Genomic DNA, 26,845 nt, shown 5'->3' with positions numbered 1-26,845 from the left:
AAACGCGTCGGCCCGGTGCACACGCGGTGCACCGGGCCGACGGAGAGAGTGTGATCAGGGGCGCTCGACGTGCGCGCCGAGGTCGGCCAGCTTGGCCTCGAAGTCCTCGTAGCCGCGGTTGATCAGGTCGACGCCGTACACCCGCGAGGTGCCCTCGGCGGCCAGCGCCGCGATGAGGTGGCTGAACCCGGCCCGCAGGTCCGGGATGACCAGGTCGGCCGCGTGCAGCTTGCTCGGGCCGGCGATCACCGCGGAGTGCTTGAAGTTGCGCCGGCCGAAGCGGCACGGGGTGCCGCCGAGGCAGTCCCGGTAGACCTGGATGTTGGCGCCCATCGTGTTCAGCGCCTCGGTGTAGCCGAGCCGCTGCTCGTAGACCGTCTCGTGGACGATCGACAGGCCCCGGGCCTGGGTGAGCGCGACCACCAGCGGCTGCTGCCAGTCGGTCATGAAGCCGGGGTGCACGTCGGTCTCCAGCGCGACCGCGTTCAGCTCGCCGCCCGGGTGCCAGAACCGGATGCCACCCTCCTGGCCCGGGTCGCCGAGCTTCGGCGGTCGGGCGTCGGTGACCTCGTACTCGCCGCCGACCGACCGGAAGATGTTCAGGAAGGTCATCATGTCGGCCTGCTGCGCGCCGAGCACCTCGACGTGGCCCCGGGTCGCCAGCGCCGCCGCCGCCCAGCTGGCCGCCTCGATCCGGTCCGGGATCGGCCGGTGGGTGTAGCCGTGCAGCTTCTTGACGCCCTGGATCTCGATCACCCGGTCGGTGTGGACCTTGATGATCGCGCCCATCTTCTGCAGGATGCAGATCAGGTCGATGATCTCGGGCTCGACCGCCGCGTTGCGCAGCTCGGTGACGCCCTCGGCCATCACGGCGGTGAGCAGCACCTGCTCGGTGGCCCCCACGCTCGGGTACGGCAGGGCGAACTTGGTGCCGTGCAGCCCGTTCGGTGCGGACAGGTGCAGCCCCTCGGGGGTCTTCTCGACCGTGGCGCCGAACTCGCGCAGCGCCTGGAGGTGGAAGTCGATCGGGCGGGGGCCGATGTGGCAGCCGCCCAGGTCGGGGATGAAGGCGTGGCCGAGCCGGTGCAGCAGCGGGCCGCAGAACAGGATCGGGATCCGGCTGGACCCGGCGTGCACGTTGATCTGGTCGGTGCTGGCGCTCTCGACGTTGGACGGGTCGAAGACCAGCTCGCCGTCCTCGGTGCCGTCGGTCACCTTCACCCCGTGCAGGCCGAGCAGCCCGCGGACCACCTCGACGTCGCGGATCCGCGGCATGTCGAACAGTCGGCTGGGTGTGTCGCCGAGCAGAGCGGCGACCATCGCCTTGGACACGAGGTTCTTCGCGCCGCGCACGCGGATCCGCCCTTCGAGCGGAGTGCCTCCGTGTACGACCAGGACGTCGTCGGTCAACGCAACCTCCAGCGCGTTGGGTGCTGCCGTGTAGGTGAGGGGTCTGCGAAGTACATCGCTACCCGAATCGCGGTCATCGAAAAACGGCCCGCGTGTGTCGTCGCCCCGGCAGCATAGCCCTCCGTGACGAGAATGGAATCGGTCACATCGCCAGCGAGGGCACGAACCGGGGTGTCCGGTGCGTTTCCGTGCCAGCGGGGTGACCGACGGTGATCAGACCCCCGGCAGGGCGAGCATCTGGTCCAGCGCCGTCCGGGCGTGTCGGGCGGTGTCGGGGTCGACGGTGATCTGGTTGACCACGCGACCCGCGACCAGCTCCTCCAGCGCCCAGACCAGGTGCGGAAGGTCGATCCGGTTCATCGTCGAGCAGTAGCAGACCGCTCGGTCGAGGAACATGATCTGCTTGTCCGGGTGGGCCAGCGCGAGCCGGCGGACCAGGTTCAGCTCCGTGCCCACCGCCCACGCCGAGCCGGCCGGGGCCGCCTCGATCGTGGAGATGATGAACTCGGTCGAGCCCACCAGGTCGGCGGCGGTGACGACCTCGTGCCGGCACTCCGGGTGCACCAGCACGTTGACGCCGGGCACCCGGGCCCGCACGTCGTTCACGCTGTCGAGCGTGAAGCGGCCGTGCACCGAGCAGTGCCCGCGCCACAGGATCATCTTCGCGTCGCGCACCTGCTCCGGGGTCAGCCCGCCGCCCGGCTTGTGCGGGTCGTAGAGCACGCAGTCGTCCAGCGAGAAGCCCATCTCCAGCACCGCCGTGTTGCGGCCCAGGTGCTGGTCGGGCAGGAACAGCACCTTGCGGCCCTGCTCGAACGCCCAGTCCAGGGCGCGCTTGGCGTTGGACGAGGTGCACACCACGCCGCCGTTGCGGCCGACGAAACCCTTGATGTCGGCCGAGGAGTTCATGTAGGTCACCGGGACCGTGTCGGCGGCGACACCCAGGTCGGTCAGCGTGTCCCAGGCGGCCTCGACCTGCGTCAGCACCGCCATGTCCGCCATCGAGCAGCCGGCGGCCAGGTCGGGCAGGATCACCTTCTGCGCGTCCGAGGTGAGGATGTCGGCGCTCTCGGCCATGAAGTGCACACCGCAGAAGACGATGTACTCCGCGTCGGGCCGGGCCGCGGCTTCCCGGGCCAGCTTGAACGAGTCGCCGGTCACGTCGGCGAACTGGATCACCTCGTCGCGCTGGTAGTGGTGGCCCAGCACGAACACCTTCGTGCCGAGCGCGGCCTTCGCCGCCGCCGCGCGGGCCACCAGGTGGGGGTCGCTCGGCGCGGGGAGGTCACCCGGACACTCCACGCCACGCTCGGTGGCGGGGTCGCTGCCGCGGCCGAGGAGCAGCAGCGCAGTGGCGGTGTTGGAGGGCTCAACCCAGGTCGAAGTCACGACCCCATGGTCCCACAGCCCGGCCGCCGCGCAGCCGCCACCGATGTGGCCTGCCACACTGCTCGGCATGCGCGTGCTGCTCTGCCCGGACAAGTTCGCCGGCACGCTGTCGGCCCCCGACGTCGCCGCCGCGGTGGCCGAGGGCTGGCGGAGCGTCGCCCCCGACGACGAACTGCTGCTGCGACCCCTCGCCGACGGCGGCCCCGGGTTCGTCGCCGTGCTCGCCGAGGCGCTCGGGGGACGCCGGCTGCCGGTGCCGACGGTCGACCCGCTGGGCCGCCCGGCCGCCGGTGAGATCCTGCTCACCGACGACGGTGTGGCCTACCTGGAGAGCGCGCAGGCGTGCGGCCTGCACCTGCTGTCGCCCGCCGAGCGCGACCCGAAGGCCACCACCTCGTACGGGCTGGGCCTGCTCGTCGCCGCCGCGGTCGAGGCGGGCGCGCGGACCGTCGTGGTCGGGCTGGGCGGGTCGGCCACCAACGACGGGGGCGCCGGCATGCTCGTCCCGCTCGGCGTGACGGCGCTCGACGGGGCCGGCCGGGCCCTCCCGTACGGCGGCGCGGCGCTCGCGGCCGTGGCCGGGCTCGACGGCGCTCCCCGACTGCGCGGCGCGGCGCTGGTCGCCGCCACCGACGTGGACAACCCGCTGCTCGGGCTGCACGGTGCGAGCAGCGTCTTCGGGCCGCAGAAGGGCGCCACCCGGGCGGACGTGCTGCTGCTCGACGCCGCGCTGGAGCGCTGGGCCGACGTGCTGGTCGAGCGGCTGCCCGACTGCCCGTCCGGGCTCGGCGCGCTGCCCGGCGGCGGCGCGGCCGGCGGACTCGGCGCGGCGGTGCTGGCCCTGGGCGGCCGGTGTGAGTCGGGCATCGGGCTGGTCACCCGGGCGGTCGACCTGGACACCGCGCTGGACACCGTCGACCTGGTGGTCACCGGCGAGGGCTCGTTCGACCACCAGTCGCTGCGCGGCAAGGTGGTCGCCGGCGTGGCCGGGGCGGCCCGCGACCGCGGCGTGCCCTGCGTGGTGCTGGCGGGACGGGTGAGCACCGGCCGGCGGGAGGCCGCCGCGGCCGGCGTGACCGAGGCGCACAGCCTGGTCGAGCACTTCGGCGGCGAGGAGCGCGGGGGAGTGGCCGCGGCGATGGAGCGCCCGGCCGAGGGGCTGCGGGCGCTCGGGGCCCGCCTGGCCGGCCAGTGGAGCCGCTGAGCGCGTTCCGCTGGTCACGCCGCCGGGTGGTCACGCCGGCAGCGGCGTACGATCGGAGACGGACCACCGGGAATACTGGCGGACGTGCGGCGTTGGCCAGTACGTCCGGACCTCATACCGCGCAGGGAGACTTCCACGTGACCACGCCAGCGCAGACCGAGTCGACCGAGGCCACGCAGGCCCCCAGCACCGTCGTCCTCACCGACGTCGCGGCGCAGAAGGTCAAGGCCCTGATCGAGCAGGAGGGCCGCGACGACCTGCGGCTCCGGGTCGCCGTGCAGCCGGGTGGCTGCTCCGGCCTGCGGTACCAGCTCTTCTTCGACGAGCGGTCGCTCGACGGTGACGTCGTCACCGACTTCGGCGGTGTCGAGGTCGTCGTCGACCGGATGAGCGCCCCCTACCTGGCCGGCGCCACCATCGACTTCGCCGACCGGATCGACGCCCAGGGCTTCACCATCGACAACCCGAACGCCGGCAACTCCTGCGCCTGCGGCGACTCCTTCAGCTGAGTCGGCGGGCCCCGCTCGACCGGAAACGGCGGGACCACCCCGGACGGGGTGGTCCCGCCGTTTCGTCGTACCGGTGGGTGTCCGTGCGGTGACGTCCGGATGTGCGGGGAGCGACCGGTCGGCGGCCGACCGCCGTCCGGGCGACCGGACCGACCGGTAGGCTGACCGCGCCGTGCTCCCGACCACGAGGGTTGACATGAAGATCGCCGTGACCGGCTCGATCGCGACCGACCACCTGATGAGCTTCCCCGGCCGCTTCGCCGACCAGCTCATCGCCGACCAGCTCGACAAGGTCTCGCTGTCCTTCCTCGTCGACGAGCTGGTGCTGCGGCGCGGTGGCACCGCCGCCAACATCGCGTTCGGCATGGCCCAGCTCGGGCTGCGACCGGTGCTCCTCGGCGCCGTCGGCGCGGACTTCGCCGACTACCGCTCCTGGCTGGAGCGGCACGGCGTGGACTGCGACTCGGTGCACGTCAGCGAGGTGGCGCACACGGCCCGCTTCGTCTGCACCACCGACACCGACATGTGCCAGATCGCCTCGTTCTACGCCGGCGCGATGAGCGAGGCCCGCAACATCGAGCTGTCCCCGGTCGCGCAGCGGCTCGGCGGGCTGGACCTGGTGCTGGTCAGCGCCAACGACCCGGCCGCGATGATCCGGCACTCCGCCGAGTGCCGCGACCGCGGCTACTCCTTCGTCGCCGACCCCTCGCAGCAGCTCGCCCGGATGGACGGCGCGGACGTGCTCGGCCTGATCGACGGCGCCGACTACCTGATGACCAACGAGTACGAGCGGTCGCTGCTGCAGAGCAAGGCCGGTCTCACCGACGAGCAGCTGCTGGACCGGGTGAAGGTGCGGGTCACCACGCTGGGCAAGCAGGGCGTGGAGATCGCCGGCCGGGAGGTCGGCACCATCCGGGTGCCGATCGCGCGGGAGATCCAGGCGGTCGACCCGACCGGCGTCGGTGACGGCTTCCGGGCCGGCTTCTTCGCCGCGCTCGACTGGGGCGTCGGCCTGGAGCGCGCGGCCCAGGTCGGCTGCCTGCTGGCCACGCTCGTGCTGGAGAACTTCGGCGGCCAGGAGTACGAGGTCCGCCGGGACCTGTTCGTGAAGCGGCTCGCCGAGTCGTACGGCGACGCGGCCGCCGAGGACGTCCGGCCGCACCTGCTGTGACCGGCGTGGCGGGCCCGGCCGGCGGCGGGGTGGACCCGGGGGTCCGCGCCGGCGCCGGCGGCCCGCTGCTGGTCGCGTTCGCCGGGCTGCCCGGCGTGGGCAAGAGCACCCTGGCCACCCGGGTCGGCGCGGCGTTGCGCGCCCCGGTGCTGCCGGTCGACCCGGTCGAACGGGCGCTGGGCCGCTACGGCCTCACCGGCGACGTGTCCGGCATGGCCGCCTACGGCGCGGTCGCCGGGCTGGCCGAGGTGCAGCTCGGCCTGGGGTTCAGCGTGGTGGTCGACGCGGTGAACCCGGTCGCCAGCGCGCGCGGGCTCTGGCACGACCTGGCCGAGCGGGCCGGGGTGCCGCTGCGGGTGATCGAGGTGCACTGCGGCGACGAGGCGGAGCACCGCCGCCGGGTCGAGGCCCGGCCGCCCGAGGAGCACGTCACCTGGGAACAGACGCTGCGGCGCCGGGCCGAGTACGAGCCGCTGATCGGCCCGCGCCTGGTGGTCGACACCGCCGTGGCGGTCGATCCGCTTCCCGGCATCCTCGCCTACCTGGGCTGAGCTCCGGCCGTCACCGGCGTTAAAAGGGGGCCCCTGCTCTACCGGAGGCGTTAAGAAGGGGCCCCTCCTTACACCCGGACGTCGTAGGCGGGGCCGGCGTGCGGGTGGGCGGCGAGGAACTCGTGCCCCCGCATCCGGCACCACGCCGGGATGTCCACCGCGGCGGCCGGGTCGTCGGCGAGCACCCTGACCACCGCGCCGGCCGGCAACCCGGGCACCCGGCGAGCGAGATTGATCACCGGCAGCGGGCAGCGCTGCCCCCGACAGTCGAGCACCTCGTCCGGTTCGCTCACAGGTCGGTCACCCCCGACTCGGCACGCAGGGCCGCGACGATCCCGGGCAGCTCGGCGAGGAACCGCTCCACGTCCGCCTCGGTGGTCTCCCGGTGCAGCGACACCCGCACGTTGCCGTGCGACAGCACCCCCATCGCCTCCAGCACGTGTGACGGCCGCAACGTCGAGGACGTGCAGGACGAGCCGGAGGAGACCGCGAAGCCACGCCGGTCCAGCGCGTGCAGCAGCGCCTCGCCGTCCACGTACAGGCAGGAGAACGTCACCAGGTGCGGCAACCGGTCCACCGGGTCGCCGACCACCTCCACGTCCGGCACCTCCGCCGCCACCCGGGTCCGGATCCGGTCCACCAGCGGCGCCAGCCGGGCCGCCTCGGCCGCCGCGTCGGCCGCCGCCGCGCGCAGGCTCGCCGCCGCGGCCACCACCGCCGGCAGGTTCACCACCCCCGGCGTACGCCCCGACTCCCGCTCGTCGGCCGGGTACGGCGACTCCCACCGGGTGCCCTTGCGCACCACCAGCAGCCCGACGCCGGGCGGGCCGCCCCACTTGTGCGCGCTGGCGGTCAGCACCGACCAGCCCGCCGGCAGCGGCGCCCGGCCGACCAGCTGCGCCGCGTCCACGTACAGCGGCACCCCGGCCTCGGCGCACAGCTCGGCCGCGGCGGGCACCGGCTGCACGGTGCCCACCTCGTGGCTGGCTCCGATCAGCGCCGCGAGGGCCACGCCGGGGGCGGCCACCGCCGCCGCCCAGGCGTCCAGGTCCAGCCGGCCCAGCCGGTCCACGGGTACGGACACCGCCGCGCCGCCGGCCGCCGTGTGCCGCTGCGCGGCGTGCAGCACCGCCGAGTGCTCGATCGCCGAGTGCACGAGCGTCGCCCCGGCCCGCCGCCGCCCGACCAGGCCACCGAGTACGGCGGCGTGCGCGGCCGCCGTACCGCTGGGGGTGAAGGAGAGCTCGTCGGCGCGGACGCCGAGCGTCTGCGCGGCGGCCTCCCGGGCGGCGTCGAGGAGCTGACGGGCCCGACGGGCCGGCGCGTAGAGCCGGGCCGGGTCGGCCCAGCCGTCGTCCAGGGCGGCCAGCATCGCCTGCCGCGCCACCGGGTGGAGCGGAGCGGCGCTGGCGGCGTCCAGGTAGACCGGGGAGGCGTCCATGACGTTCCACGCTATCGCTCGGGTACGCCCAAGATCCCCCCGATGGGGGCGGACAGTGACCCCAAGACGGTCAGGCCCGCCATGGTCGAGTAATCTGCGACCGTCGGTGACGCCTTTGCCGTCGGTGTCAAGAACACGGAATCGCCGCGGCGCGCTAGGGAGGCAGGACCAGGTGGTCGCAAGGAGTTCGGAGGTACGGCCGTCGGCCGTACGGCACAGCGCTTCCCCGGGGGCCGGTGGGCGCCGGCGGCGTGGTGCTGGTCGAATCGCCGGGCTCGGTCTCGGCGGAGCGGCGCTGCTGGTTCTGCTCACCGGCTGTGACGTCGGCAAGACGTTCGACGGCTTCGGCTGGCCGCAGGGCGGCATCACCCCCGAGTCGCACCGGATGTACGACCTGTGGATCGCGTCCTGCATCGCGGCGCTCGCGGTCGGCGTCTTCGTGTGGGGCCTGATCTTCTGGTGCGTGATCCGCTACCGCAAGCGCGGCAACGAGCTGCCGGTGCAGACCCGCTACAACCTGCCGATGGAGTTCCTCTACACCATCGCGCCGATCCTCGTGGTCTCCGTGCTCTTCTACTACACGGCGGTCGTGCAGACCGACGTGAACAAGGAGTCGAAGAACCCGGACGTCACCGTCGAGGTCGTCGCCTTCAAGTGGAACTGGCAGTTCAACTACCGCGACGGCCAGGGCCGTGACGCCAACACCGTCGCCTCGGTGCTGGGCACCAGCGAGGTCATCCCGGTGCTGGTGCTGCCGAGCGGCCGGTCGATCCGGTTCGAGGAGCAGAGCCGCGACGTCGTCCACTCGTTCTGGGTGCCGGAGCTGCTGTTCAAGCGCGACGTGATGCCGGGCAGCATCCGCAACACGTTCGAGGTCTCCAGCATCGACCAGGAGGGGGCGTTCGTCGGCCGCTGCGCCGAGCTGTGCGGCAGCTACCACGCCTTCATGAACTTCGAGCTGCGGGTCGTCTCGCCGGAGAAGTACGAGCAGTTCCTGGCGGCCAAGAAGGGCGGCCAGTCGACCCAGGACGCGCTCAAGGCGATCGGCGAGCCCGAGTACGCCACCGAGACGAAGCCGTTCGACACCCGCCGCACCAAGGACAACTTCAACCCGTCCGACGCGACGGCCGGCGCGGGAAACTGAGGGGTTCGGCATGAAGACCGAGTGGAAGATCTTCCTGACCATCGCCACGTTCCTCCTCGGCGCGACCGTCCTCTACGGCGCCTGGACGTACGCCGACAGCGACGGCCGGGTCGAGTGGGTCGGCACCGTGGCACTGCTGCTCTCGTTCCTGCTCTGCGCGATGTGCGGCGGCTTCTTCTGGTTCGTCTCCCGCCGGATCGACCTGCGGCCGGAGGACCGGGCCGACGGTGAGATCGCCGACGGCGCCGGTGAGATCGGCTTCTTCAGCCCGGGCAGCTACTGGCCGTTCGGCCTGGCCCTGGCCGCCGCGATCGCCGGCCTCGGGCTCGTGTTCTGGCAGTTCTGGCTGCTGGGCCTGGGCATGGTGGCGGTCGTCTTCGCCACCTGCGGGCTGCTCTTCGAGTACTACTCCGGCACCCGCCGCACCGCCGAGCACTGACCCCCGAACCACCAGTCAGGCCCGCCGCCCCTCCGGGGCAGCGGGCCTGACTGCTTCCCCTCTGGCGCCGTTGACCATGAAGTTGACGGCGCGATCCGCCCCTTTCATCCCCGCCAACTTCATGATCGACGGCTCTCTGTGGCGGGTGACGGCGGGTTGGTGTTCCTTCTGGACGACGGGTCGCCGAGGTCTCGGCCGGACCTGGGCGGTGGCGCCTGGTGCGGGATGGCCGGGCGATCCTGCCCCTCCCGCGCCTGCCCCTCTCGCGCCCGCCTCGCGCTCGTCCAGCGCCGGCTCTGGGCCGCCTGTCGGTGCGCCCGCTGCCTGCCCTGACCCACCTGTCTGAGGTTGATCAAGGAGTTTGTGTCGCCTGGGGCGTCGTCACCTGACGCCAACTCCTTGATCACCGGGTGCTGGGGTGGAAGGGGAGTGGGTGGGGGATGGGTCGGGGGGGGGGGGGCCTGGCGGGCTGGTGCTGGATGGTGGCGCGGTGGGACAGGCTTGGGTGCCTGCCTGCCGGGGCTCGGCTGCCGCCATGGGTCTGCCCGCCGGCTCGGCTCAGGGGGGCCCGGCTCGGCTCGGCCCGGACGGGCGATCGCGGCCTTGCCTGGCCCTGCCGGCGCCCCGCTCAGTCCTGCCCTACCCGGCGCTGTGGGGCAGTGGCCGAGGGGGGGCCACGGTCGGCTGGCGGGTGGGAGGGGCGTGACGTCGCTGCGCTGGTCGCCGCTGGCCGGCGGCGCGGACCTTTCGGTGGTGGCTCGTCCTGCCGAGGTCCGACCGGCGGACGAGAAGAAGATCGGCGATCCGGCGGGAGCGGAACCGGGGTGGTCAGGCGGCGTGGCGGTGGGCGGCGTGGCGGGCCGGGCGGCGGGACGGGCGCAACGCGTGCGGGGCGATCAGGATCGCCGTGCCGCAGCCGGTGCAGATCAGCTCGGGGCAGTCGACGCCGTGCCCGTCGCCGCAGGGCGGCGCCTCGAACAGCACGACGCCCTCACAGGTGTCGCAGGGCAACTCGCGGGCGGACACGGGCGTCTCCTCTCGGACCGGTGCCGGTCGCGGCGGGGAAGCCATCGACCGAAAACGGAAAATTACTCCCGTGTAGTTTGGCACGCGGGTATGACAGACACCCGTTCAGGCGGTGCGGGCGACCTCCAGCCAGCGGTCCAACGCGGCAGCGGCGGAGCCCGAGTCCACCGACTCGGCGGCCCGGACCAGGTTGGCCCGCAGCGCCTCGTGCAGGTCGCCGTCGAGCGGGCCCTGGGTGGACAGCGCGACCGCGGCGTTCACCAGCACCGCGTCCCGCACCGGGCCGGTCTCGCCGGCCAGCAGCCGCCGGACCACGTCGGCGTTGTAGACGGCGTCTCCGCCCCGCAGGTCGGCCAGGGTGGCCCGGGGCACCCCGAGCTCCGCCGCGTCCAGCAGGGCCTCCCTGACGGCGCCCTGCTGGGCCACCCAGACCCGGGTCGGCGCGCCGGTGCTGAACTCGTCCAGCCCGTCCTCACCGCGGACCACGATCGCCGAGTCGCCCCGAGCGGCGAAGACGGCCGCCATCACCGGCGCCATCCGCCGGTCGAAGCAGCCGACCGCGCCCGCGCGCGGGCGCGCCGGGTTGGTCAGCGGGCCGAGGAAGTTGAACGCGGTGGGTACGCCGATCTCCCGCCGGACCGGACCGGTGTGGCGCATGCCGGGGTGGAACCGGGCGGCGAAGCAGAAGCCGATGCCGGCCTCGGTGACGCAGCGCGCCACCTGCTCCGGTTCCAGGTCCAGCGGCACGCCGAGCTGCTCCAGCACGTCGGCCGTGCCGCACGAGGAGGAGGCGGCCCGGTTGCCGTGCTTGACCACCCGGACCCCGGCGCCGGCGACCACCAGGGCGGCCATGGTGGAGATGTTGACCGTGTGGGCCAGGTCCCCGCCGGTGCCCACCACGTCCAGCGCGGTGGCGCGCACCTCTTCGGGCAGGCGTACCGGCACGGCCCGGGTGAGCATCGTCTCGACCAGGCCACCCAGCTCGGCCGGGGTCTCACCCTTGGTGCGCAGCGCCACGGCGAACCCGGCGATCTGCGCCGGGGTGGCCGAGCCGGCCATGATCTCGCCCATCGCCCAGGCGGTGTCGGCGGTGGAGAGCTCCTCGCCGCGCAGCAGCGCGTTGAGCAGAAGCGGCCAGGTCCGTTCGCCCATGGCGGGCCTCCCGAGCGGCGTGAGTGAAGCGGTTGGGGGCGCGCGCCACGGCCGCGTCGCCGTGGCGCCGCAGGATGGGTCAGGCCGCGGCGTGGGTGCGGCGCAGCAGCTCGACCACGGTGCTGCCGGCGGTCACCGGGTCGAGCGGGTGGGTCAGCGTGGCGTCGACCTCGGCGTACGCGGCCAGCCAGCGGTCGGCGGCGCGGGCCAGCACCACGCAGGTCGGCGGCGCGTCGTCGCGGTCGTCCTTGATCTGGCGGGCGATGCCGATGCCGCCGCCCGGGCTCGCCTCGCCGTCGAGCAGCAGCAGGTCGATCTCGTAGTCGTCGACCAGCCGGACGCAGCCGGCGTAGTCGTCGGCCTCGACGAACTCGATCTCGATGCCGGGCGCCGGCCGGGTGCCGACGGCGAGCCGCATCCGGTCCCGGACCTTCGGGTCGTCGCTGTAGAGCAGGACGGTGCAAAGACGATCGCTCATCGTGACGTGGCTCCCACCTCGTAGCTGCCCGCTGATCGTAGCGGGCGTCACATTCGACCCGACGCCCTGCCCGGGCGGGACTCAGGCGCTGGCCTCCGCGGCCTTCTGGCGGGCCTCCTGGCGGTCCAGTTCCCGGTCCAGCCGGCGGGCCTCGCGCTCGGACTGCTTGATCCACTGGACCACCAGCACGGCCAGCATGGTGACGCTGACGAACTCACCGCCGGCCCAGAGCACGCCGCCGGCGACCACCTGGTCCTCCCAGGGGTCGGACCAGGACAGGTTCAGCGACGGGTACCAGTCGCCGCCGAACAGCGTGGTGCTCTGCATGATGGTGAGCCCGAGCACGGTGTGGAACGGCACGGAGAGCACCATGAGCAGCGCGCGGGCCGGGTAGGGCCAGCGACCGGGCAGCGGGTCCAGGCCGAGCAACGGCCAGAAGAAGACGCAGCCGGTGGCGATGAAGTGCGCGTGCACCAGCTCGTGCGCCCACTCGTGCCGCAGCGTGAACTCGTAGAGGTCGGTGAAGTAGAGCGCGAACGGGTTCACCACGAAGATGGTGAACGCCACCAGCGGGAAGCTGTAGATCCGGGCGATCCGGCTGTGCACGATCGCCAGCAGCCGCTTGCGGGGCCGCACCGGCAGCGTGCGCAGCGCCAGCGTCACCGGGGCGCCGAGGGCCAGGAAGATCGGCGCGATCATCGACAGCACCATGTGCTGCACCATGTGCACCGAGAGCAGGGCGGTGTCGTACGCGCCGAGGCCGGTGAGCGTGACGAGCGCGATACCGCCGAGGCCGGGGCCGAGGAACGCCACCGTGCGGATGACCGGCCACCGGTCGCCGCGCAGCCGCAACCGGTGCACCCCGTAGAGGTAGAGGCCGGCGGCGAGTACCAGGCCCAGGGTGAGCCAGCTGTCCAGCCGGGTCTCGGTGAGCACCCGGGCGACGGTGAACGGCGGCGGGGCGGCCTCGCCTCCCGCCGCGAGCGTCGCCGGAGCCGCCGAGGTGACGGCGAGGATCTGATCGACGTGCAGCACGCTTTTCAGGGTAGGTCAGGCGAAGCGGACGACCACGATCGGGCCACTGCGGGCACCGGTTTGCCACCCCGCTGATCGTCGGTCCCGGTCAAGGGCAATAATGACCGCGTGACTGCGGCCCCAGCCATTGACAAGAGCCGGATCCACTCCCTGACGCGTCCCAACATGGTCAGCGTCGGGACGATCGTGTGGCTCTCCAGCGAACTCATGTTCTTCGCGGCGCTGTTCGCGATGTACTTCTCGATCCGCGCGGCGGCGCCGGAGCTGTGGGAGAAGCACACCGAGGCCCTCGACGTGCCCTACGCGACCACCTTCACGGTGATCCTGGTGCTCTCCTCGGTGACCTGCCAGCTCGGTGTCTTCGCGGCCGAGAAGGGCGACGTCCACGCCCTGCGTCGGTGGTTCACGATCACCTTCGTGATGGGCCTGATCTTCGTGCTCGGCCAGCTGAACGAGTACCGCCACCTGGTGCACGAGGGCGTCAAGATCAACGAAGACGGTTACGGGTCGATGTTCTACCTCACCACCGGCTTCCACGGTCTGCACGTGACCGGCGGTCTGGTCGCCTTCATCATCTTCATGATCCGCACCACCATGGGTCGGTTCACCCCGGCCCAGGCGACCTCGGCAATCGTCGTGTCCTACTACTGGCACTTCGTCGACGTCGTGTGGATCGGGCTCTACGCCATGATCTACTGGCTTCAGTGATCTTGGCGCGTCACGAACCGCGCCGCTGCTCCGTCCCCTGAGACAAGGTCCAACCGGTTAAGGACACAGGTCATGACTTCTGACAACGACCGCCGACGCGGTCTGCTCGCGCGGCTGCGCGGGCGGCCCGTAGCGCGCAGCAGGGGCCGCCGCCGGCTGGGCGCCGCGGTCCGGCTGGCCGCCGCGCTGATGCTGGCCGGCGGCGCCTACACCGTCTTCGCCCCGGGCGTGCAGGCGCAGGACAACCCGCCGCTGAGCGCCGCCGGCAACGAGGGCAAGGCGCTGTTCGACGTGAGCTGTGTGACCTGTCACGGTCGCAACGCCCAGGGCGTCGAGGGGCGGGGTCCGAGCCTGATCGGCGTCGGATCGGCCTCGGTGGAGTTCCAGGTCAGCAGCGGCCGCATGCCCATGGCCCGGCAGGAGGCCCAGGCGATGCGCAAGCCGCCGGTCTTCACCGACGAGCAGGTGCGCCAGCTGGGCCAGTACATCCAGGAGCTGGGCGGTGGCCCGCAGGTGCCGTCGGGCAACCTGCGTGAGGGCGCCAACATGTCCACCGGTGGCGAGCTGTTCCGGATCAACTGCTCGCAGTGCCACGCCTTCGGTGGTGGCGGCGGCGCGCTCTCCTCCGGCAAGTACGCCCCGAGCCTGAAGCCGGCCAGCGACCGGCAGATCTACGCCGCCATGCTGAGCGGCCCGCAGAACATGCCGGTGTTCGGCGACAACCAGATCACTCCGCAGGAGAAGGCGGACATCATCGCCTACATCCAGGAGACCCTGAAGCACGACCAGGACCAGGGCGGTTTCAACCTGGGCCGGTACGGCCCGTCGACCGAGGGTCTGGCGATCTTCCTGGTCGGCATCGTCGCGCTGGTCTTCGCGAGCCTGTGGATTGCGGGCAAGTCGTGACCCGGCCGAACATCTGTATCATTGCCCTGGTGCCGGCCACCGGCGCCACGCGTAGCGAGGTGACGGCATGAGCACCCACACCGAGCACCAGGCCCAGCCGGGCCCGGAGCCGCTCGACGTGAACGACCCCCGGCTCTCCCGGTTCGACATCGTGCAGGAAGGCGCCCGGCGCGACGACATCGAGATCGTCCACTACGAGGCGCAGGTGGTCCCGGGCAGCAAGGCCGAGCGCCGGCTGACCCGCACGGTCGCCATGATGTTCCTGCTGACCGGTGCCTTCGCCACCGCCTTCCTGGCGATCTACATCTGGTGGCCGTGGCAGTGGGAGGCCGGTCGGGGCGGCGACAAGCTCTACACCCCGCTGCTCGGGCTGACCCTGGGCCTGGCGCTCCTCGGCGTCGGCTTCGGCATCCTGACCTGGGGCAAGAAGCTGCTGCCCAAGGAGGTCTCGATCCAGGACCGGCACGACCAGGTCGACAACCCGGAGGATCGCAAGATCACCGGTGAGACCATGCTCTACCTGGCCGACGAGCTCGGGGTGAAGCGCCGTCCGCTGCTCGGCATCTCGCTGCTCGCCGGTCTCGCGCCGGTCGGCGCGGTGGTCGCGGCTCCGCTGGTCGGTGGTCTGATCCAGCAGCCGCACAAGAACAACCAGATGTTCACCACCGGCTTCCAGCCGGCCGAGGGCGGCGAGAAGATCCGGCTGATCCGCGAGGACGGCCGCCCGATCCGCCCCGCGGACGTCAGCGTCGGCGGTCAGCTCACCGTGTTCCCCGGCATCGAGGGTGGCGTCAGCAACAAGCACGCCGACTCGCCGACCCTGCTCATCCACCTGCGCGAGGACGACGCGCAGAAGTCGCGCGAGGCGAACGAGCGCAAGGGTCGCGGCGACTACATGTGGGGCAACTACGTCGCGTTCTCCAAGATCTGCACGCACGCCGGCTGCCCGGCCAGCCTCTACGAGCAGCAGACCAACCGGCTGCTCTGCCCCTGCCACCAGTCGCAGTTCCTCATCACCGACAACGCCAAGCCGATCTTCGGCCCGGCGAACCGGCCGCTGCCGCAGCTGCCGATCGAGGTGGACGAGGAGGGCTTCTTCGTGGCGAGGTCCGACTACACCGAGACCATCGGTCCCGACTTCTGGGAGCGGCCATGAAGCGCCGAAAGTTCGATCGGGCCGCGCTGCCGGCCAAGACCGCCGGGGCGGTTGACGACCGCTTCCAGGTCGCCACGCCGCTGCGCAAGCTGCTGAACAAGGTCTTCCCCGACCACTGGTCGTTCCTGCTCGGCGAGATCGCGCTCTTCTCGTTCGTGGTCCTGCTGCTGACCGGTGTGTTCCTGACCTTCTTCTACGAGCCGGCGATGACCGAGGTGGTCTACGACGGCAGCTACGCCCCGCTGCGTGGCACCCCGATGTCGGCCGCCTACGCCTCCAGCCTGGACCTCTCGTTCGACGTCCGCGGCGGCCTGATCATGCGGCAGATGCACCACTGGGCGGCCCTGCTGTTCATGGCCGCGATCGTGGTGCACATGCTCCGGGTCTTCTTCACCGGCGCGTTCCGCAAGCCGCGTGAGACCAACTGGATCATCGGCTCGCTGCTGTTCTGGGTCGGCTTCCTGGCCGGCTTCACCGGCTACTCGCTGCCGGACGACGGCCTGTCCGGCACCGGTCTGCGGATCGCCTCCGGCATCATCCTGTCGATCCCGGTGATCGGTTCCTGGGTCAGCTCGTCGATCTTCGGCGGGGAGTTCCCCGGCACCATCATCATCAGCCGCTTCTTCATCGCCCACGTGCTCCTCATCCCGGGCCTGCTGGTGGCGCTGATCAGCGTGCACCTGGGCCTGGTGTTCAAGCAGAAGCACACCCAGTGGCCCGGCCCCGGCCGGACCAACGAGAACGTGGTCGGCGAGCGGATGTTCCCGCGCTACGCGCTCAAGCAGGGCGGCTTCTTCATGGTCGTCTTCGGCGTGATCGCGCTGATGGGTGGCCTCTTCCAGATCAACCCGATCTGGTACTTCGGCCCGTACGAGGCGTGGGTCGTCTCGGCGGCCAGCCAGCCCGACTGGTACGTCATGTTCCTCGACGGCTCGACCCGACTCATGCCGGGCTGGGAGATCAGCATCCCGATCGGCGACGGGTACGTCATCCCGCCGCTGTTCTGGCCGACGGTCGTGCTCCCGGGCATCCTGGTGGGCCTGTCGACGATGTACCCGTTCCTGGAGGCGCGCCGCCTCAAGGACTACAAGCACCACAACCTGCTCCAGCGGCCCCGGGACGTTCCGGCCCGGACCGCGGTGGGCGCCATGGCCGTCGCCTTCTACGTCGTGCTGACGCTCTCCGGCGGCAACGACGTGATCGCCGACAAGTTCCACATCAGCTTGAACGCGATGACCTGGGCCGGCCGGATCGGTCTGCTGGTCGTCCCGCCGCTGGCCTACTACATCACCTACCGGATCTGCCTGGGTCTCCAGCAGCACGACCGGGAGGTGCTGGCCCACGGCGTGGAGACCGGCATCATCCGACGCCTGCCGGACGGCCGGTTCGTCGAGGTCCACCAGCCGCTGACCTCGGCGGACGGCCACGACGGTCACGCGCCGGCGCTGGACTACGTCGGCTGGGTGGTGCCGAAGAAGATGAACCGGCTGGGCGCCCTCGGGCCCGCCATCCGGGGCTTCTTCTACCCGATCGAGAAGCCGGCCGAGGCGCCGGTCTCGCCGGGCCACCCGCCGGTCGAGCCCCGACCGGAGCGGGAGGAGATCAGCAGCGGCGAGAGCCGTCGCTGACCCCGTCGCGTACGACTGACCGTGGCGCCCGCCGGACCATCCGGCGGGCGCCACGGCCGTTTCCGGCACTGTCGTCCGGTTGTGCCCGCCGGACGCCCGGCGGCCCCGCCCCCGTGCCCCGCCGCCCCCCGACACGGACGGGTGGAATCGCAGGAATAACCCCGGTCAGCCGGGTATCCGTGCGGTCCGACGTCTCATGGGGGAGGAAGCATGTTGGGAATCAAACGCCTGGGCCTGCTGGCCGCGCTGGTGGTCGTGGGGCTGGCGCCCGCCGCCGCGGCGCAGGCCGCGGCGCAGCCGTCGACGCAGGACACCCAGTATCTGCAGGCGGTGCACCAGGTCAACCTGTTCGAGATCACCGCCGGTAACCTGGCCCAGCAGAAGGGCCAGAACCAGCAGGTCAAGGACCTGGGCAAGATGTTCGTCACGGACCACACCCAGCTGGACCAGACGGTGCAGTCGACCGCCCAGCAGCTGAACGTGCAGCTGCCGGCCGACCCCACCGCCGACCAGCAGAAGGTCCTCGACAAGCTGAACAACCTCAGCGGGGCCGAGTTCGACAAGGCGTGGGTGACCGCCCAGCTGGCCGGCCACGTCCAGGCAATCCAGGCCACCCAGACGGAGATCTCGCAGGGCTCCGAGCAGTCGGTGGTGCAGATCGCCCAGGACGCGCTGCCGGTCCTCCAGGCGCACTACGACGCGTTGGTGGCCCTGGCCCAGACCCTGGGCATCCCGGTTCCGCAGACCAGCGCCAGCGGCACGCCCAGCCCGGGCGGCACCACGTCGCCGGCGCCGGGCGGTGGCGGCACCGAGTCGCCGGCTCCGGGCGGCACCGAGACCGAGGAGCCCGCTCCGGGCACCGAGTCCCCGGCGCCCGCGCAGAGCTGACGCACCGCACGACCCAGGTCGGCCGGCCCGTCCCCACCAGGGGCGGGCCGGCCGCCCGTCTCAGTCGGCGTTGGCCAGCCCGATCGCGAACGCCTCCTCCAGGTCGTGCTGCGAGTAGGCACGGAACGCGATGTGCGACTCGGTGTTCAGCACGCCGGGCACCTTGGAGATGCTGCCGGCGATGACCTGGGCGATCTGCTCGAACTCGCGGACCCGGACCATGGCGATCAGGTCGACGTGCCCGGCCACCGAGTAGACCTCGCTGACGCCGGGCAGGTTGGCCAGGGTCTCGGCCACCTCGGGGATGGAGTCGGTGGCGCAGTCGATCAGCACGATCGCGGTGATCACGGGACGTTTCTCCGTTCGTCGGCGACGAGGCCCATGCTAGAGCCCGGCGCGGTCACCGCGCGGCCGGGACGGTCAGGTCGGCGCCGGCCCGGACCACGCGATCGAGGCGTTCCCCGGCGGCGACGGTCGCGCCCGGCCAGATCACCGACCGGTCGACCGTGCCGTGGACCCGGGCGCCGGCGCCCACCACCGAGCGGATGACCCGGCCGTCCACGGTGGCGGACGGGTCGACCAGCCCGTCCGGGCCGGCCGTGTGCAGGTTGGCGGCCAGGTAGTCGGCCGGTGTGCCGGTGTCGTAGAAGGTGCCCCGGTAGGGGACCACGGTCAGCGCGCCGGCCGCCTCCGCCGGCCGCCACACCGCCCGGACCAGGTCGCCGAACGTGGCCGGCAGGTCCCGGACCATCCGCCAGGGCAGGAGCGAGAAACCGACGAAGCGGTGCCCGTCGAACGTGCCGGGGGCGGCCGGGTCGTCCGCCGGCTGTCCGAGCAGGCGTACGCTCCGCCCGTCCCAGCCGTCCAGCAGCGCGGCCACGTCCGGGCCCGGTGGGGTCTCCGGGTCGGCCAGGTAGGCGTCGGCGTTGCCGACGAGCACGCCCCGCCCGGCGATCCAGTCCCGCAGCCGCCCCAGCCCGCCGGCGGTGCCCAGCGGGTCGCCGGGCTCGACCGACAGGTGCGCCCGGTCACCCACCCGGGCCACCACCTGGTCGCCCAGGTAGCAGGCGTTCACCGCGACCCGGTCCGGGCCGGTCAGGCCGAGGCCGGCCAACCGTGCCAGGGCCCGGTCGAGCAGCGGCACGTTGCCGACCGGGCAGAGCGCCTTGGGCACCCGCTCGGTGAGCGGGCGCAGTCGGGTGCCCTCACCCGCCGCCAGCACGACCGCGCACACCTCGACCCCGGCCGTCGTCGCTCCGGCCGCCGGTGGGCTCACGCGGCCGGTGGCGTCGCCGGCGGGACCTCGCCGGCGCGCGGCCCGATGCCGTAGTAGCCGAGCAGGTTGGCGGTGGCGCGGCTGAGCCGGGGCAGGTCGTCCAGCGGATGCCAGGCGGCCTCGAAGACCTCGGCCCCGTCGACCGCCAGCTCGGTGCGCGACGCCGGCACCTCCGCCTCGAACACCACGTCGACCCAGCCCTTGGCGTGCACGACCGCGTTCGGCACGGCCGGCCGGAGCGCGTCGGGGGAGAGGCGGACGCCGGACTCCTCGTACAGTTCCCGGGCGGCGCCGACCACGGGCGCCTCACCGCGTTGCAGCAGACCGGCCGGCAGGGTCCAGCTGTGGCCGGGCGGCTGGCGCAGCAGCAGGATCCGCCCGGCGCCGGTGGCCTCCGTGTCCCGGACCAGCGTGACCGCCCCCACGATGTACTTCGGCACGGCCAACCGCACCAGTCGCCGCCGCAGCGGGACCGGAAGCCGGTAGAAGAGCTGGTAGCCGAGGGCCCGTCCGGTGGCACGCGCGCGGGGGATCATGCGTCCAGGCTAGTGGCCGCCGGGCGGACGCGGGCGAACGACCTTCACCCTACTGCCGGTGGTCGACCAGGTCGATCAGTTGCTGGACCACCGTGTCCGGCTCGACCGTGCGGTCGAAGACCGCCACCAGCAGCGTCTCCAGGTCGGGGTAGCCCAACTCCTCGGAGAGCCGCAGCAGCGGCAGGTCGCTGGCCAGGCCCCGGTTGTGCTTGCGCAGCGCCAGCCCGATGGAGGCGCGGCCGAGGCGGACCTTGTCGGCGATCGAGATGCCCGGCTCGGTGTGCTCGGCGAACCAGCGGTTGATCTGCATCTGGGCGTGCGGGGACTTGACGAAGCCCAGCCACTCCCGGCGCGGGCCGCGCGGGGCCACGTCCACCTCGAAGCCGCTCTCCGCGTCGCTCTCGGTGAAGATCTCCACCACGTCGCCCTCCTCCAGCTCGGAGGAGAGCGGGGCCAACCGGCCGTTGATCCGCGCGGCCAGACAGTGGTCGCCGCGCTCGGTGCCCAGCTCGTACGCGAGGTCGACCGGGGTGGCCCCGGCCGGCAGCACCACCTGGCGACCGTCGGCGACCACCTGGATCTGCGCCTCGGCCAGGTCGCACCGCAGCGACGCCATGAACTGGGTCGGGTCGACCGTGTCCTGCTCCCAGTCGAGCACCCGGCGCAGCCAGGCCAACTCGTCGGCCCGGTCGGCGGCCCGGCCCGCGGCCCGGGGGAAGCGGTAGTGGGCGGCCACGCCGTACTCCGCGGAACGGTGCATCTCGCTGGTGCGGATCAGCACCTCCACGGTGCGGTCCTGCGGGCCGCACACGCTGGTGTGCAGCGAGCGGTAGAGGTTGTTCTTCGGGGAGGCGATGAAGTCCTTGAACCGGCCCGGCACCGGCCGCCAGAGGCCGTGCACGGCGCCGAGCGCGGCATAGCAGTCGGTCGGTGGGCCGTCCACCACGATCGCGATGCGCGGCAGGTCGTACGGGGCGGCGTGGTCGCCGGCGACCGTGTCCTTCCAGATCGAGTAGAGGTGTCGCGGCCGGGGGGACACCTCGGCGTCCACCCGGTTGCGGCGCAACGCGGCCCGGGTCCGGGCCACCACGTCGCCCAGGTAGGCGTCCCACCCCGGCCGGTCGTGCACGAACCGCTCGATCCGCGCGTGCTCGTCGGGTTGGAGGTGCAGCAGCACCACGTCGTCCAGCTCCCGTTTCAGGGTCTGGATGCCCAGCCGGTCGCAGAGCGGGACCAGCACCTCCTGCGTCTTGCGGGCGATCCGCTCCCGCGAGGCGGCCGAGCGGACGCCGAGGGTGCGCATGTTGTGCAGTCGGTCGGCCAGCTTGATGACCAGGACCCGGACGTCCTTGCCGGCCGCCACGATCATCTTGCGGACGGTCTCCGCCTCGGCGGCCTTGCCGTAGAACGCCTTGTCGAACTTGGTCACGCCGTCGACCAGGTGGGCCACCTCGCGGCCGAAGTCCTCCTGGAGCGCCTGGAGCGTGTAGCGGGTGTCCTCCACGGTGTCGTGCAGCAGCGCGGCGACCAGGGTGGTGGTGTCCATGCCGAGGTCGGCGCAGATCTGCGCCACCGCGAGGGGGTGGGTGATGTAGGGCTCGCCGCTCTTGCGGAACTGGCCGCGGTGCATGTTCTCGGCGATCGTGTAGGCCCGGCGCAGCACCGGGGCGTCGGCGCTGGGGTGGATCCCGCGGTGGGTGCGGACCAGGGCGGTGACCGGGTCGCCGTCGGTGGTGGGCCAGGTGAGCAGGGAGCGCAGGCGGCGGGTGAGCGGCAGCTCGCCCTGGGTCGGAAGGGCGCCGCCCAGGGCGGCGCCGTGTCCGGCGTCGACGTCCACCTGGGACACCTCCTCACCCCGACCCTCGACCGCCGGGACCGGCGACCGGGAGCGGGCCCGCGAATCGGGCAGGTCTGCACTTCTTTAACAGACTAAGGGAGTCGACGTAGTCCGATCGGACACTTGGTCATGAGCGTTCGGTCGAGAGTTGGTGGGACCCGCCGTTCTCCGCCTTCGCCAGCAGGTCACGGAACCGCCCCGCGCCGCCCACCGGGGAGGCCCAGCCGTCGGTCGCCTCGACCAGCCGGGTCTCCGGTCGCTCCAACCAGGACAGGATCCGTTCGGTCTCCTCGGCGGTGGCCGCCGGCACCGGCCCGTGCCCGGGCAGCACCGTCTCGGCGGTGGCCCGGATCGCGGCGATCGTCGGTCGCGGGTGGACACCCGGCGGGGACACCCCGGCCCCGGCCAGCCGGCCGTGCCGGACCAGCGCCAGCTCCCAGCCGCCCCGGGCGGCCGGTCGGGCGGCGGCCAGCTCGGCGATGCCGGTCAGCGCGGCCAGCCGCTGCATCCGGACCGCCGCGCGCAGCACCGCGACCAGCCGGCCCCGCGCCACCGCGGCCTCCTCGTAGCGCTGGGCCGCGGACAGCACCTCGATCCGGGCGAGCAGGGCCTCGACCACCACCCCGGGGTCGTCGCGCGTGGCGGTGCGGAACGGGGTGGCCGCGCGGTGCTCGTACTCCTCCGGGGTGATCCGGTGCTCGCAGGGCGCCGGGCAGCGACCCAGCTCGGCCAGCGCGCAGGCCGGCATGGTGGTGCGCCGGGAGAGCCGGTGGGTGCACTGGCGCAGCGGCACCGCGTCGTGGAAGCCGGCGGCGGCCAGCTCGGCCGCCTGCCGGGACCGGAACGGGCCGAGGTAGGCCGAGTCGGTGGGCGCGAGGTCGCGCACGATCGACAACCGGGGGTACGCCTCGTCGGTGAGCTTCAGCCACACCTGGCGCTCGGGATACTTCGACCGGCGATTGTACGGCGGCGCGTGCGCCGCGATCAGCCGTAGCTCGCGGACCTCCGCCTCCAGCGAGTGGGCGCACTCGACCGCCTCCACCCGCTCGGCGGCGGCCAGCATCTCGGAGATCCGGGCCCGCTTCTCCGCCGCGGTGAAGTAGCTGCGGACCCGGGTGGCGATGTCGCCGGAGGTGCCCACGTAGAGCGGACGGTCGTCGGCGGCCCGGAAGATGTAGACCCCGGGGGCCTTCGGCAGCCCCTCGGCCAGGTGCCGTTTGCGCCGCTGGGTGGGGGTGACCGCGCGGGCGAACTCGATCGCCTCGCCGACGGTGTCCACCCGGTGCCCGCCGAGGCGGCCGATCAGCCCGTGCAGCACGTCGACGGTGGCCTTGGCGTCGTCCAGGGCCCGGTGGGTGGGCTGGGTGGCGGTGCGGAAGTAGGCCGCCAGGGTGCCCAGCTTGCGGTTGGGCACCTCGTCGCGGGTGAGCACCCGCCGGGCCAGCGCGGCGGTGTCCAGCACCCGGGGGTTGGGCCACGCGTAGCCGTGCTTGGCGCAGGCGGCCTTGAGGAAGCCGACGTCGTAGGGGGCGTTGTGGGCGACCAGCACGGCGTCGGTGACGAACTCCAGGAAGCTCGGCAACACCTGCTCGATCGGCGGGGCGGGCAGCAGCATCGCCTGGGTGATGCCGGTCAGCACGGTGATGAACGGCGGGATCGGCACCCCGGGGTTGACCAACGTGGCGAGCACGCCCAGCTCCTCGCCGCCACGGACCTTCACCGCGCCGATCTCGGTGATCCCCCCGCCGTCCGGCGCGCCGCCGGTGGTCTCCAGGTCGACCACCACGAAGGTGGTCGCGTAGAGCGGCAACGCGGGGTCGACCCCGCTGCCCGCCGCCCGGTCCAGACCGGCCAACGCCTCCTGGACGTACTCCGCTCGCGTCACCCGCCGGACGGTAACGGCACGGTCCGACACTCCGGTCACTCCGGCCCCTTCCGTTACCACGGGGGTACGATGAGAGATCGGCTCACTCACCGGGCGGTGGGCCCGTTCGGGGTGGGAGACTTGCCACATGCCCCTCACCGAGCCGCACGACGACCGCACCTCCCCGGAGGAGCCGGTGGTCGGTGCGCCCGGAGCCGGTGAGGAACCGTCGACCACGGTCGAGCCCGAGCCCACCCTTCCCGAGCCGGTCCGCCAGCGGATCGTCACGCTGACCGCCGCCGTGCTGCCCGGCCTGCCCGCCGACGAGGTGCCGGTGCCGCTGCGCCGGGTCGCCAAGTTCGCCCCGAACCGCCGGGCCCGGCTCGGCGCCCCGGTGATCGCCGCCCAGCTCACCGCCGACCCGCTGTTCCGGCAGCGGGTCACCGCCCGGGTGCTGGCCGACGCCGGCGACCTCGGCGCGGCCGTGGTGGAGGGCACCGCGCCGGCCGCGGCCGACCCGGTCGAGGTGGCCGCCCTGGCCTACCTGGCCCGACCCAGGGGTTGGCGGGAACTCATCGACGCCAGCGGCGAGGCGGTACGCGCCGAGGCGGACAGCGCGGTCGTGGCCGAGCTGGTGCGGGAGGCCGAACAGCGGGCCACCCGGGCCGAGCACGACCGGGCGGTGGCCCGGGTCGAGGCCGACAAGCTGCGCGACGAGCTGGCCCGGGTCCGGGAGGAACTGGGCCAGCTCCGCGAGGAGGCGCGCCAGTTGGCCCGTACCCTGCGGGAGACCCAGGCCCGGGAGCGCAAGGCCAGCGAACTGCTGGCCACCGAGCGCGGCCGGGCGGCCCGCGCGGCGGCCGACGCGGACGCCGAGCTGCGCCGCGCCCGGGCCCGGCTGGCCGAGGCGGAGGCCGCCGCCGGCGTGGCCCGGGCCAGCGCCAAGGAGGCCCGCTCCGTCGACGACGCCCGGTTGTGGCTGCTGCTGGAGACGATCGGTCAGGCCGCGGTCGGGCTGCGCCGGGAGCTGGCGCTCGACCCGGTCGACGCGCTGCCGGCCGACTTCGTCGCCGACGCGTTCGCCGACCAGCCGGGAGCCGCGCCGGCCGGCGCCGCGACCCGGGCCCGCGACACGGACGACCCGGCCCGCCTCGACCAGCTCCTCGCCCTGCCCCGGGCACACCTGGTGGTGGACGGCTACAACGTCACCAAACGCGGCTTCGGCGAGATGTCGCTGGAGCAGCAGCGCAAGCGGCTGATCACCGGCCTGGGCGGGATCGCCGCGCAGACCGGGGACGAGGTCACCGTCGTCTTCGACGGGGCCGAGCGGATCCACGGCCTGCCCCCGGCGCCGCGCGGCGTACGCGTGCTCTTCTCCCGCAAGGGGGAGACCGCCGACGAGCTGATCCGACGGCTGGTCCGCGCCGAGCCGGCCGGCCGCCCGGTGGTGGTGGTCTCCTCGGACCGGGAGGTCGCCGACGGGGTCCGCCGCCACGGCGCGTACCCGCTCGGGGCCGACTCCCTGCTGCGCCGCCTCGCCCGCTCCTGACCCGACTCGACGGCGGCGTTCCGATCGCGCCACTTCGGCGTACTGGTGGCCGGATGATCGTTTTCGAGATGGGTACTGCCTCGTTGTCCGATTCTGTCACACCCCAGGCATAGCCTTTCGGTGACCGACGGTGGTGGTCCCTTCCCCGACCGCCACCGGCGACCCGTCAGGAGGCGTTGATGCTCATCGACTGCGACACCTGCGGCATCCGCGGCGCCGGCTGCTCCGGCTGTCTGGTGACCGCGCTGCTCGACCCCGACTCGCCGTCGGCCGACCTGGGCCCCGCCGAGCACCGGGCGGTCGAGGTGTTCGCCCGGGCCGGCTTCGACGTGCAGGTGCTGCCGTCCGCGCCGGCCCCGGCGCCCCGCCGCTCCGCCCGCCGCCGCGTCGCCTGACCACCGCCTGCCTCCGGGCGGCCCGACCCCCGCGCCCGGACTCTCCCCGTCCATCGGTCCGGCTCGCTGAGTCCGTCGCGTTCCAGGCCGGCCGGGCGGGCACTCCGGGTTGAGCCCGTGACGGCCGGCCCTCGGGCCGACTCCGCCGGCCTCGCCGGTCCGGCGCCCGAGCACCGCCCACGGCCCACGGCCCACGGCTGACGGCTGACGGCTGACGGCTGACGGCTGACGGCTGACGGCTGACGGCTGACGGCCGACGGCCGACGGCCGATCCTGCCGGGCGGACCACTGTCGACCTCGCGCCACCGCGCCGTCGGGCGTGGACGCGCGGCTGCCAACCCCGACATGGGGCTGCACGTGCCGCTACCGCTGCTGCTGCCGCTGCCGCTGCTGCTGCTGCTGCTGCCGCTGCTGCTGCTGCTGCTGCCGCTGCTGCTGCCGCTGCCGCTGCTGCTGCCGCTGCTGCTGCTTCCGGCTTGCGGCGATGACCGCCCATCGCGAGGTCGGCGGCGCCGCTGTCCTGCCGGCCGGCCCCGGCTCAGCCCGCCACGGGTCCGCTCCGCTGCTGTCGACTGGCTGTTCCCTCCGGCATGATCCCGAGCCCGGTTCCCTTGGGCGTGTCGCGCCCGCCAGACGCATGCATCAGGAGCGATATGACTCCTGGTCATAAATATGACTCAGAGGCATATCGCTCTCGGGCCCTGCCTTTCGCCGCCCGCGCATGCGACCCGCCCACGACGCGCCGCGGAGCGCCCGTCGCCCGAGCGCCAGTAGTCCGGAGCCGTTGCCCGAGCCGGCCGCCCCCACCTGCGCCGGCCGCCCCCACCTGCGCCGGCCGCCCCCACCTGCGCCGGCCGCCCCCACCTGCGCCGGCCGCCCCCACCTGCGCCGGCCGCCCGCACCCGCGCCGGTCACCCCCACCTGCGCCGGTCACCCCCACCCGCGTCGGTCACCCACCACCCGCGCCGGCCGCTCGGCCCGGGACGCCTGTCCCCGCCCCGGCCACCTGCCGCCCACCGCCCGCGTCCGCGCATGCCGCCGGCTCCTGTCGCCCGCTGCCGTGCCACCGCCGTCAGCCGCTGCCCGCTGCCCGCTGCCGCCCCAGGGCTGACGCGGGGAGCGGGGCGACGTGCGCCGGCGCGGGCCGGGGCGG

At 73.1% G+C, this 26,845-nt stretch carries 27 protein-coding genes; 14 read left to right on the top strand and 13 right to left on the bottom strand.

The window, feature by feature from the left end:
• Positions 1–54: 54 nt before the first annotated feature.
• Both murA and nadA read right to left on the bottom strand, forming a co-directional pair.
• Positions 55–1,410 (bottom strand): UDP-N-acetylglucosamine 1-carboxyvinyltransferase, encoded by a 1,356-nt coding sequence (murA, locus tag ACN27B_RS01220; RefSeq protein ID WP_422743088.1) that lies wholly within the window; start codon positions 1,408–1,410, stop codon positions 55–57.
• Between the two features lie 213 nt (positions 1,411–1,623).
• On the bottom strand, positions 1,624–2,799 hold the full coding sequence (nadA, locus tag ACN27B_RS01215) for a quinolinate synthase NadA (protein WP_422743086.1): 1,176 nt from the start codon (positions 2,797–2,799) through the stop codon (positions 1,624–1,626).
• Positions 2,800–2,842: 43 nt separating this feature from the next.
• Between nadA and ACN27B_RS01210 the strand changes: the two genes are divergently transcribed.
• From ACN27B_RS01210 to ACN27B_RS01195, 4 genes are all read left to right on the top strand, one after another.
• Positions 2,843–4,003: a glycerate kinase gene (locus ACN27B_RS01210; RefSeq protein WP_099164226.1), complete on the top strand. Its 1,161-nt coding sequence runs from the start codon at positions 2,843–2,845 to the stop codon at positions 4,001–4,003.
• 137 nt (positions 4,004–4,140) lie between these two features.
• Positions 4,141–4,512, top strand: a complete 372-nt coding sequence (erpA, locus tag ACN27B_RS01205) for an iron-sulfur cluster insertion protein ErpA (protein WP_091573194.1) — start codon at positions 4,141–4,143, stop codon at positions 4,510–4,512.
• A gap of 196 nt (positions 4,513–4,708) precedes the next feature.
• Positions 4,709–5,683, top strand: coding sequence for a carbohydrate kinase family protein (locus ACN27B_RS01200; RefSeq protein ID WP_091573195.1), 975 nt, complete (start codon positions 4,709–4,711; stop codon positions 5,681–5,683).
• Between the two features lie 5 nt (positions 5,684–5,688).
• Positions 5,689–6,234: an AAA family ATPase gene (locus ACN27B_RS01195; protein ID WP_255292725.1), complete on the top strand. Its 546-nt coding sequence runs from the start codon at positions 5,689–5,691 to the stop codon at positions 6,232–6,234.
• Between the two features lie 68 nt (positions 6,235–6,302).
• On the opposite strand, the gene ACN27B_RS01190 is transcribed toward ACN27B_RS01195, so the two are convergent.
• Both ACN27B_RS01190 and ACN27B_RS01185 read right to left on the bottom strand, forming a co-directional pair.
• Complete coding sequence (locus ACN27B_RS01190) at positions 6,303–6,527, bottom strand: sulfurtransferase TusA family protein (RefSeq protein ID WP_091573197.1); 225 nt, start codon at positions 6,525–6,527, stop codon at positions 6,303–6,305.
• The gene (locus tag ACN27B_RS01185; protein ID WP_422743082.1) at positions 6,524–7,675 is read right to left on the bottom strand and encodes a cysteine desulfurase family protein; all 1,152 of its coding nucleotides are present in this window, start codon (positions 7,673–7,675) and stop codon (positions 6,524–6,526) included. Before ACN27B_RS01185 ends, ACN27B_RS01190 begins: the two co-directional genes overlap by 4 nt.
• A gap of 172 nt (positions 7,676–7,847) precedes the next feature.
• Here ACN27B_RS01185 and coxB point away from each other — a divergent pair, with 172 nt between their 5' ends.
• Together coxB and ACN27B_RS01175 are read left to right on the top strand one after the other, a co-directional pair.
• Positions 7,848–8,819 (top strand): cytochrome c oxidase subunit II, encoded by a 972-nt coding sequence (gene coxB / locus ACN27B_RS01180; RefSeq protein WP_099164229.1) that lies wholly within the window; start codon positions 7,848–7,850, stop codon positions 8,817–8,819.
• Between the two features lie 10 nt (positions 8,820–8,829).
• Positions 8,830–9,258 carry a cytochrome c oxidase subunit 4 gene (locus ACN27B_RS01175; RefSeq protein WP_099164230.1) on the top strand — a complete coding sequence of 143 codons (429 nt, stop codon included), beginning with the start codon at positions 8,830–8,832 and terminating at the stop codon, positions 9,256–9,258.
• An 828-nt stretch (positions 9,259–10,086) separates the two neighbouring features.
• Here ACN27B_RS01175 and ACN27B_RS01170 read toward each other — a convergent pair.
• The 4 genes from ACN27B_RS01170 to ACN27B_RS01155 form a co-directional block, all read right to left on the bottom strand.
• A complete protein-coding gene (locus ACN27B_RS01170) occupies positions 10,087–10,284 on the bottom strand; it encodes a hypothetical protein (protein ID WP_396824203.1) in 198 nt (65 codons plus the stop codon).
• 105 nt (positions 10,285–10,389) lie between these two features.
• Positions 10,390–11,436, bottom strand: coding sequence for an anthranilate phosphoribosyltransferase (gene trpD, locus ACN27B_RS01165; protein WP_091573202.1), 1,047 nt, complete (start codon positions 11,434–11,436; stop codon positions 10,390–10,392).
• A 79-nt stretch (positions 11,437–11,515) separates the two neighbouring features.
• Positions 11,516–11,914 (bottom strand): hypothetical protein, encoded by a 399-nt coding sequence (locus ACN27B_RS01160; RefSeq protein WP_091573203.1) that lies wholly within the window; start codon positions 11,912–11,914, stop codon positions 11,516–11,518.
• 81 nt (positions 11,915–11,995) lie between these two features.
• Positions 11,996–12,949, bottom strand: a complete 954-nt coding sequence (locus ACN27B_RS01155) for a cytochrome c oxidase assembly protein (protein WP_099164234.1) — start codon at positions 12,947–12,949, stop codon at positions 11,996–11,998.
• Between the two features lie 108 nt (positions 12,950–13,057).
• Between ACN27B_RS01155 and ACN27B_RS01150 the strand changes: the two genes are divergently transcribed.
• The 5 genes from ACN27B_RS01150 to ACN27B_RS01130 all read left to right on the top strand — a co-directional run bounded on the left by ACN27B_RS01150 (position 13,058) and on the right by ACN27B_RS01130 (position 18,235).
• A complete protein-coding gene (locus tag ACN27B_RS01150; protein ID WP_091573205.1) occupies positions 13,058–13,657 on the top strand; it encodes a cytochrome c oxidase subunit 3 in 600 nt (199 codons plus the stop codon).
• 72 nt (positions 13,658–13,729) lie between these two features.
• Entirely contained in the window at positions 13,730–14,563 is an 834-nt protein-coding gene (locus tag ACN27B_RS01145; RefSeq protein ID WP_091573206.1) for a cytochrome c, read from the top strand.
• 67 nt (positions 14,564–14,630) lie between these two features.
• Positions 14,631–15,719, top strand: coding sequence for a ubiquinol-cytochrome c reductase iron-sulfur subunit (locus ACN27B_RS01140; protein WP_099164235.1), 1,089 nt, complete (start codon positions 14,631–14,633; stop codon positions 15,717–15,719).
• A complete protein-coding gene (locus tag ACN27B_RS01135) occupies positions 15,716–17,347 on the top strand; it encodes a cytochrome b N-terminal domain-containing protein (protein ID WP_281593361.1) in 1,632 nt (543 codons plus the stop codon). The genes ACN27B_RS01140 and ACN27B_RS01135 overlap by 4 nt, the downstream gene beginning before the upstream one ends.
• A 210-nt stretch (positions 17,348–17,557) precedes the next feature.
• Complete coding sequence (locus tag ACN27B_RS01130) at positions 17,558–18,235, top strand: DUF4142 domain-containing protein (RefSeq protein ID WP_091573209.1); 678 nt, start codon at positions 17,558–17,560, stop codon at positions 18,233–18,235.
• Between the two features lie 60 nt (positions 18,236–18,295).
• On the opposite strand, the gene ACN27B_RS01125 is transcribed toward ACN27B_RS01130, so the two are convergent.
• The 5 genes from ACN27B_RS01125 to ACN27B_RS01105 all read right to left on the bottom strand — a co-directional run bounded on the left by ACN27B_RS01125 (position 18,296) and on the right by ACN27B_RS01105 (position 23,769).
• A complete protein-coding gene (locus ACN27B_RS01125) occupies positions 18,296–18,583 on the bottom strand; it encodes an Lrp/AsnC family transcriptional regulator (RefSeq protein WP_013287689.1) in 288 nt (95 codons plus the stop codon).
• 52 nt (positions 18,584–18,635) lie between these two features.
• Positions 18,636–19,511, bottom strand: a complete 876-nt coding sequence (locus tag ACN27B_RS01120; RefSeq protein ID WP_422743076.1) for an NTP transferase domain-containing protein — start codon at positions 19,509–19,511, stop codon at positions 18,636–18,638.
• Positions 19,508–20,047 (bottom strand): NUDIX hydrolase, encoded by a 540-nt coding sequence (locus ACN27B_RS01115; RefSeq protein ID WP_098746719.1) that lies wholly within the window; start codon positions 20,045–20,047, stop codon positions 19,508–19,510. Before ACN27B_RS01115 ends, ACN27B_RS01120 begins: the two co-directional genes overlap by 4 nt.
• Positions 20,048–20,096: 49 nt before the next feature.
• Positions 20,097–21,884: a RelA/SpoT family protein gene (locus tag ACN27B_RS01110; RefSeq protein ID WP_091577163.1), complete on the bottom strand. Its 1,788-nt coding sequence runs from the start codon at positions 21,882–21,884 to the stop codon at positions 20,097–20,099.
• A 127-nt stretch (positions 21,885–22,011) separates the two neighbouring features.
• Entirely contained in the window at positions 22,012–23,769 is a 1,758-nt protein-coding gene (locus ACN27B_RS01105; RefSeq protein WP_422743073.1) for a DEDD exonuclease domain-containing protein, read from the bottom strand.
• A 127-nt stretch (positions 23,770–23,896) separates the two neighbouring features.
• Here ACN27B_RS01105 and ACN27B_RS01100 point away from each other — a divergent pair, with 127 nt between their 5' ends.
• The 3 genes from ACN27B_RS01100 to ACN27B_RS01090 all read left to right on the top strand — a co-directional run bounded on the left by ACN27B_RS01100 (position 23,897) and on the right by ACN27B_RS01090 (position 26,286).
• Complete coding sequence (locus ACN27B_RS01100; protein WP_099164237.1) at positions 23,897–25,297, top strand: NYN domain-containing protein; 1,401 nt, start codon at positions 23,897–23,899, stop codon at positions 25,295–25,297.
• Between the two features lie 179 nt (positions 25,298–25,476).
• Entirely contained in the window at positions 25,477–25,692 is a 216-nt protein-coding gene (locus tag ACN27B_RS01095) for a hypothetical protein (protein ID WP_422743071.1), read from the top strand.
• A gap of 345 nt (positions 25,693–26,037) precedes the next feature.
• A complete protein-coding gene (locus tag ACN27B_RS01090) occupies positions 26,038–26,286 on the top strand; it encodes a hypothetical protein (protein ID WP_422743069.1) in 249 nt (82 codons plus the stop codon).
• The last annotated feature ends 559 nt before the right edge of the window (positions 26,287–26,845 follow it).

The organism is Micromonospora sp. WMMD754 (assembly GCF_049315235.1).
GTDB lineage: Bacteria > Actinomycetota > Actinomycetes > Mycobacteriales > Micromonosporaceae > Micromonospora > Micromonospora sediminicola.
The sequence above is the reverse complement of the archived record's forward strand: the minus strand, read 5'-3'. Positions and strand labels throughout refer to the sequence as shown.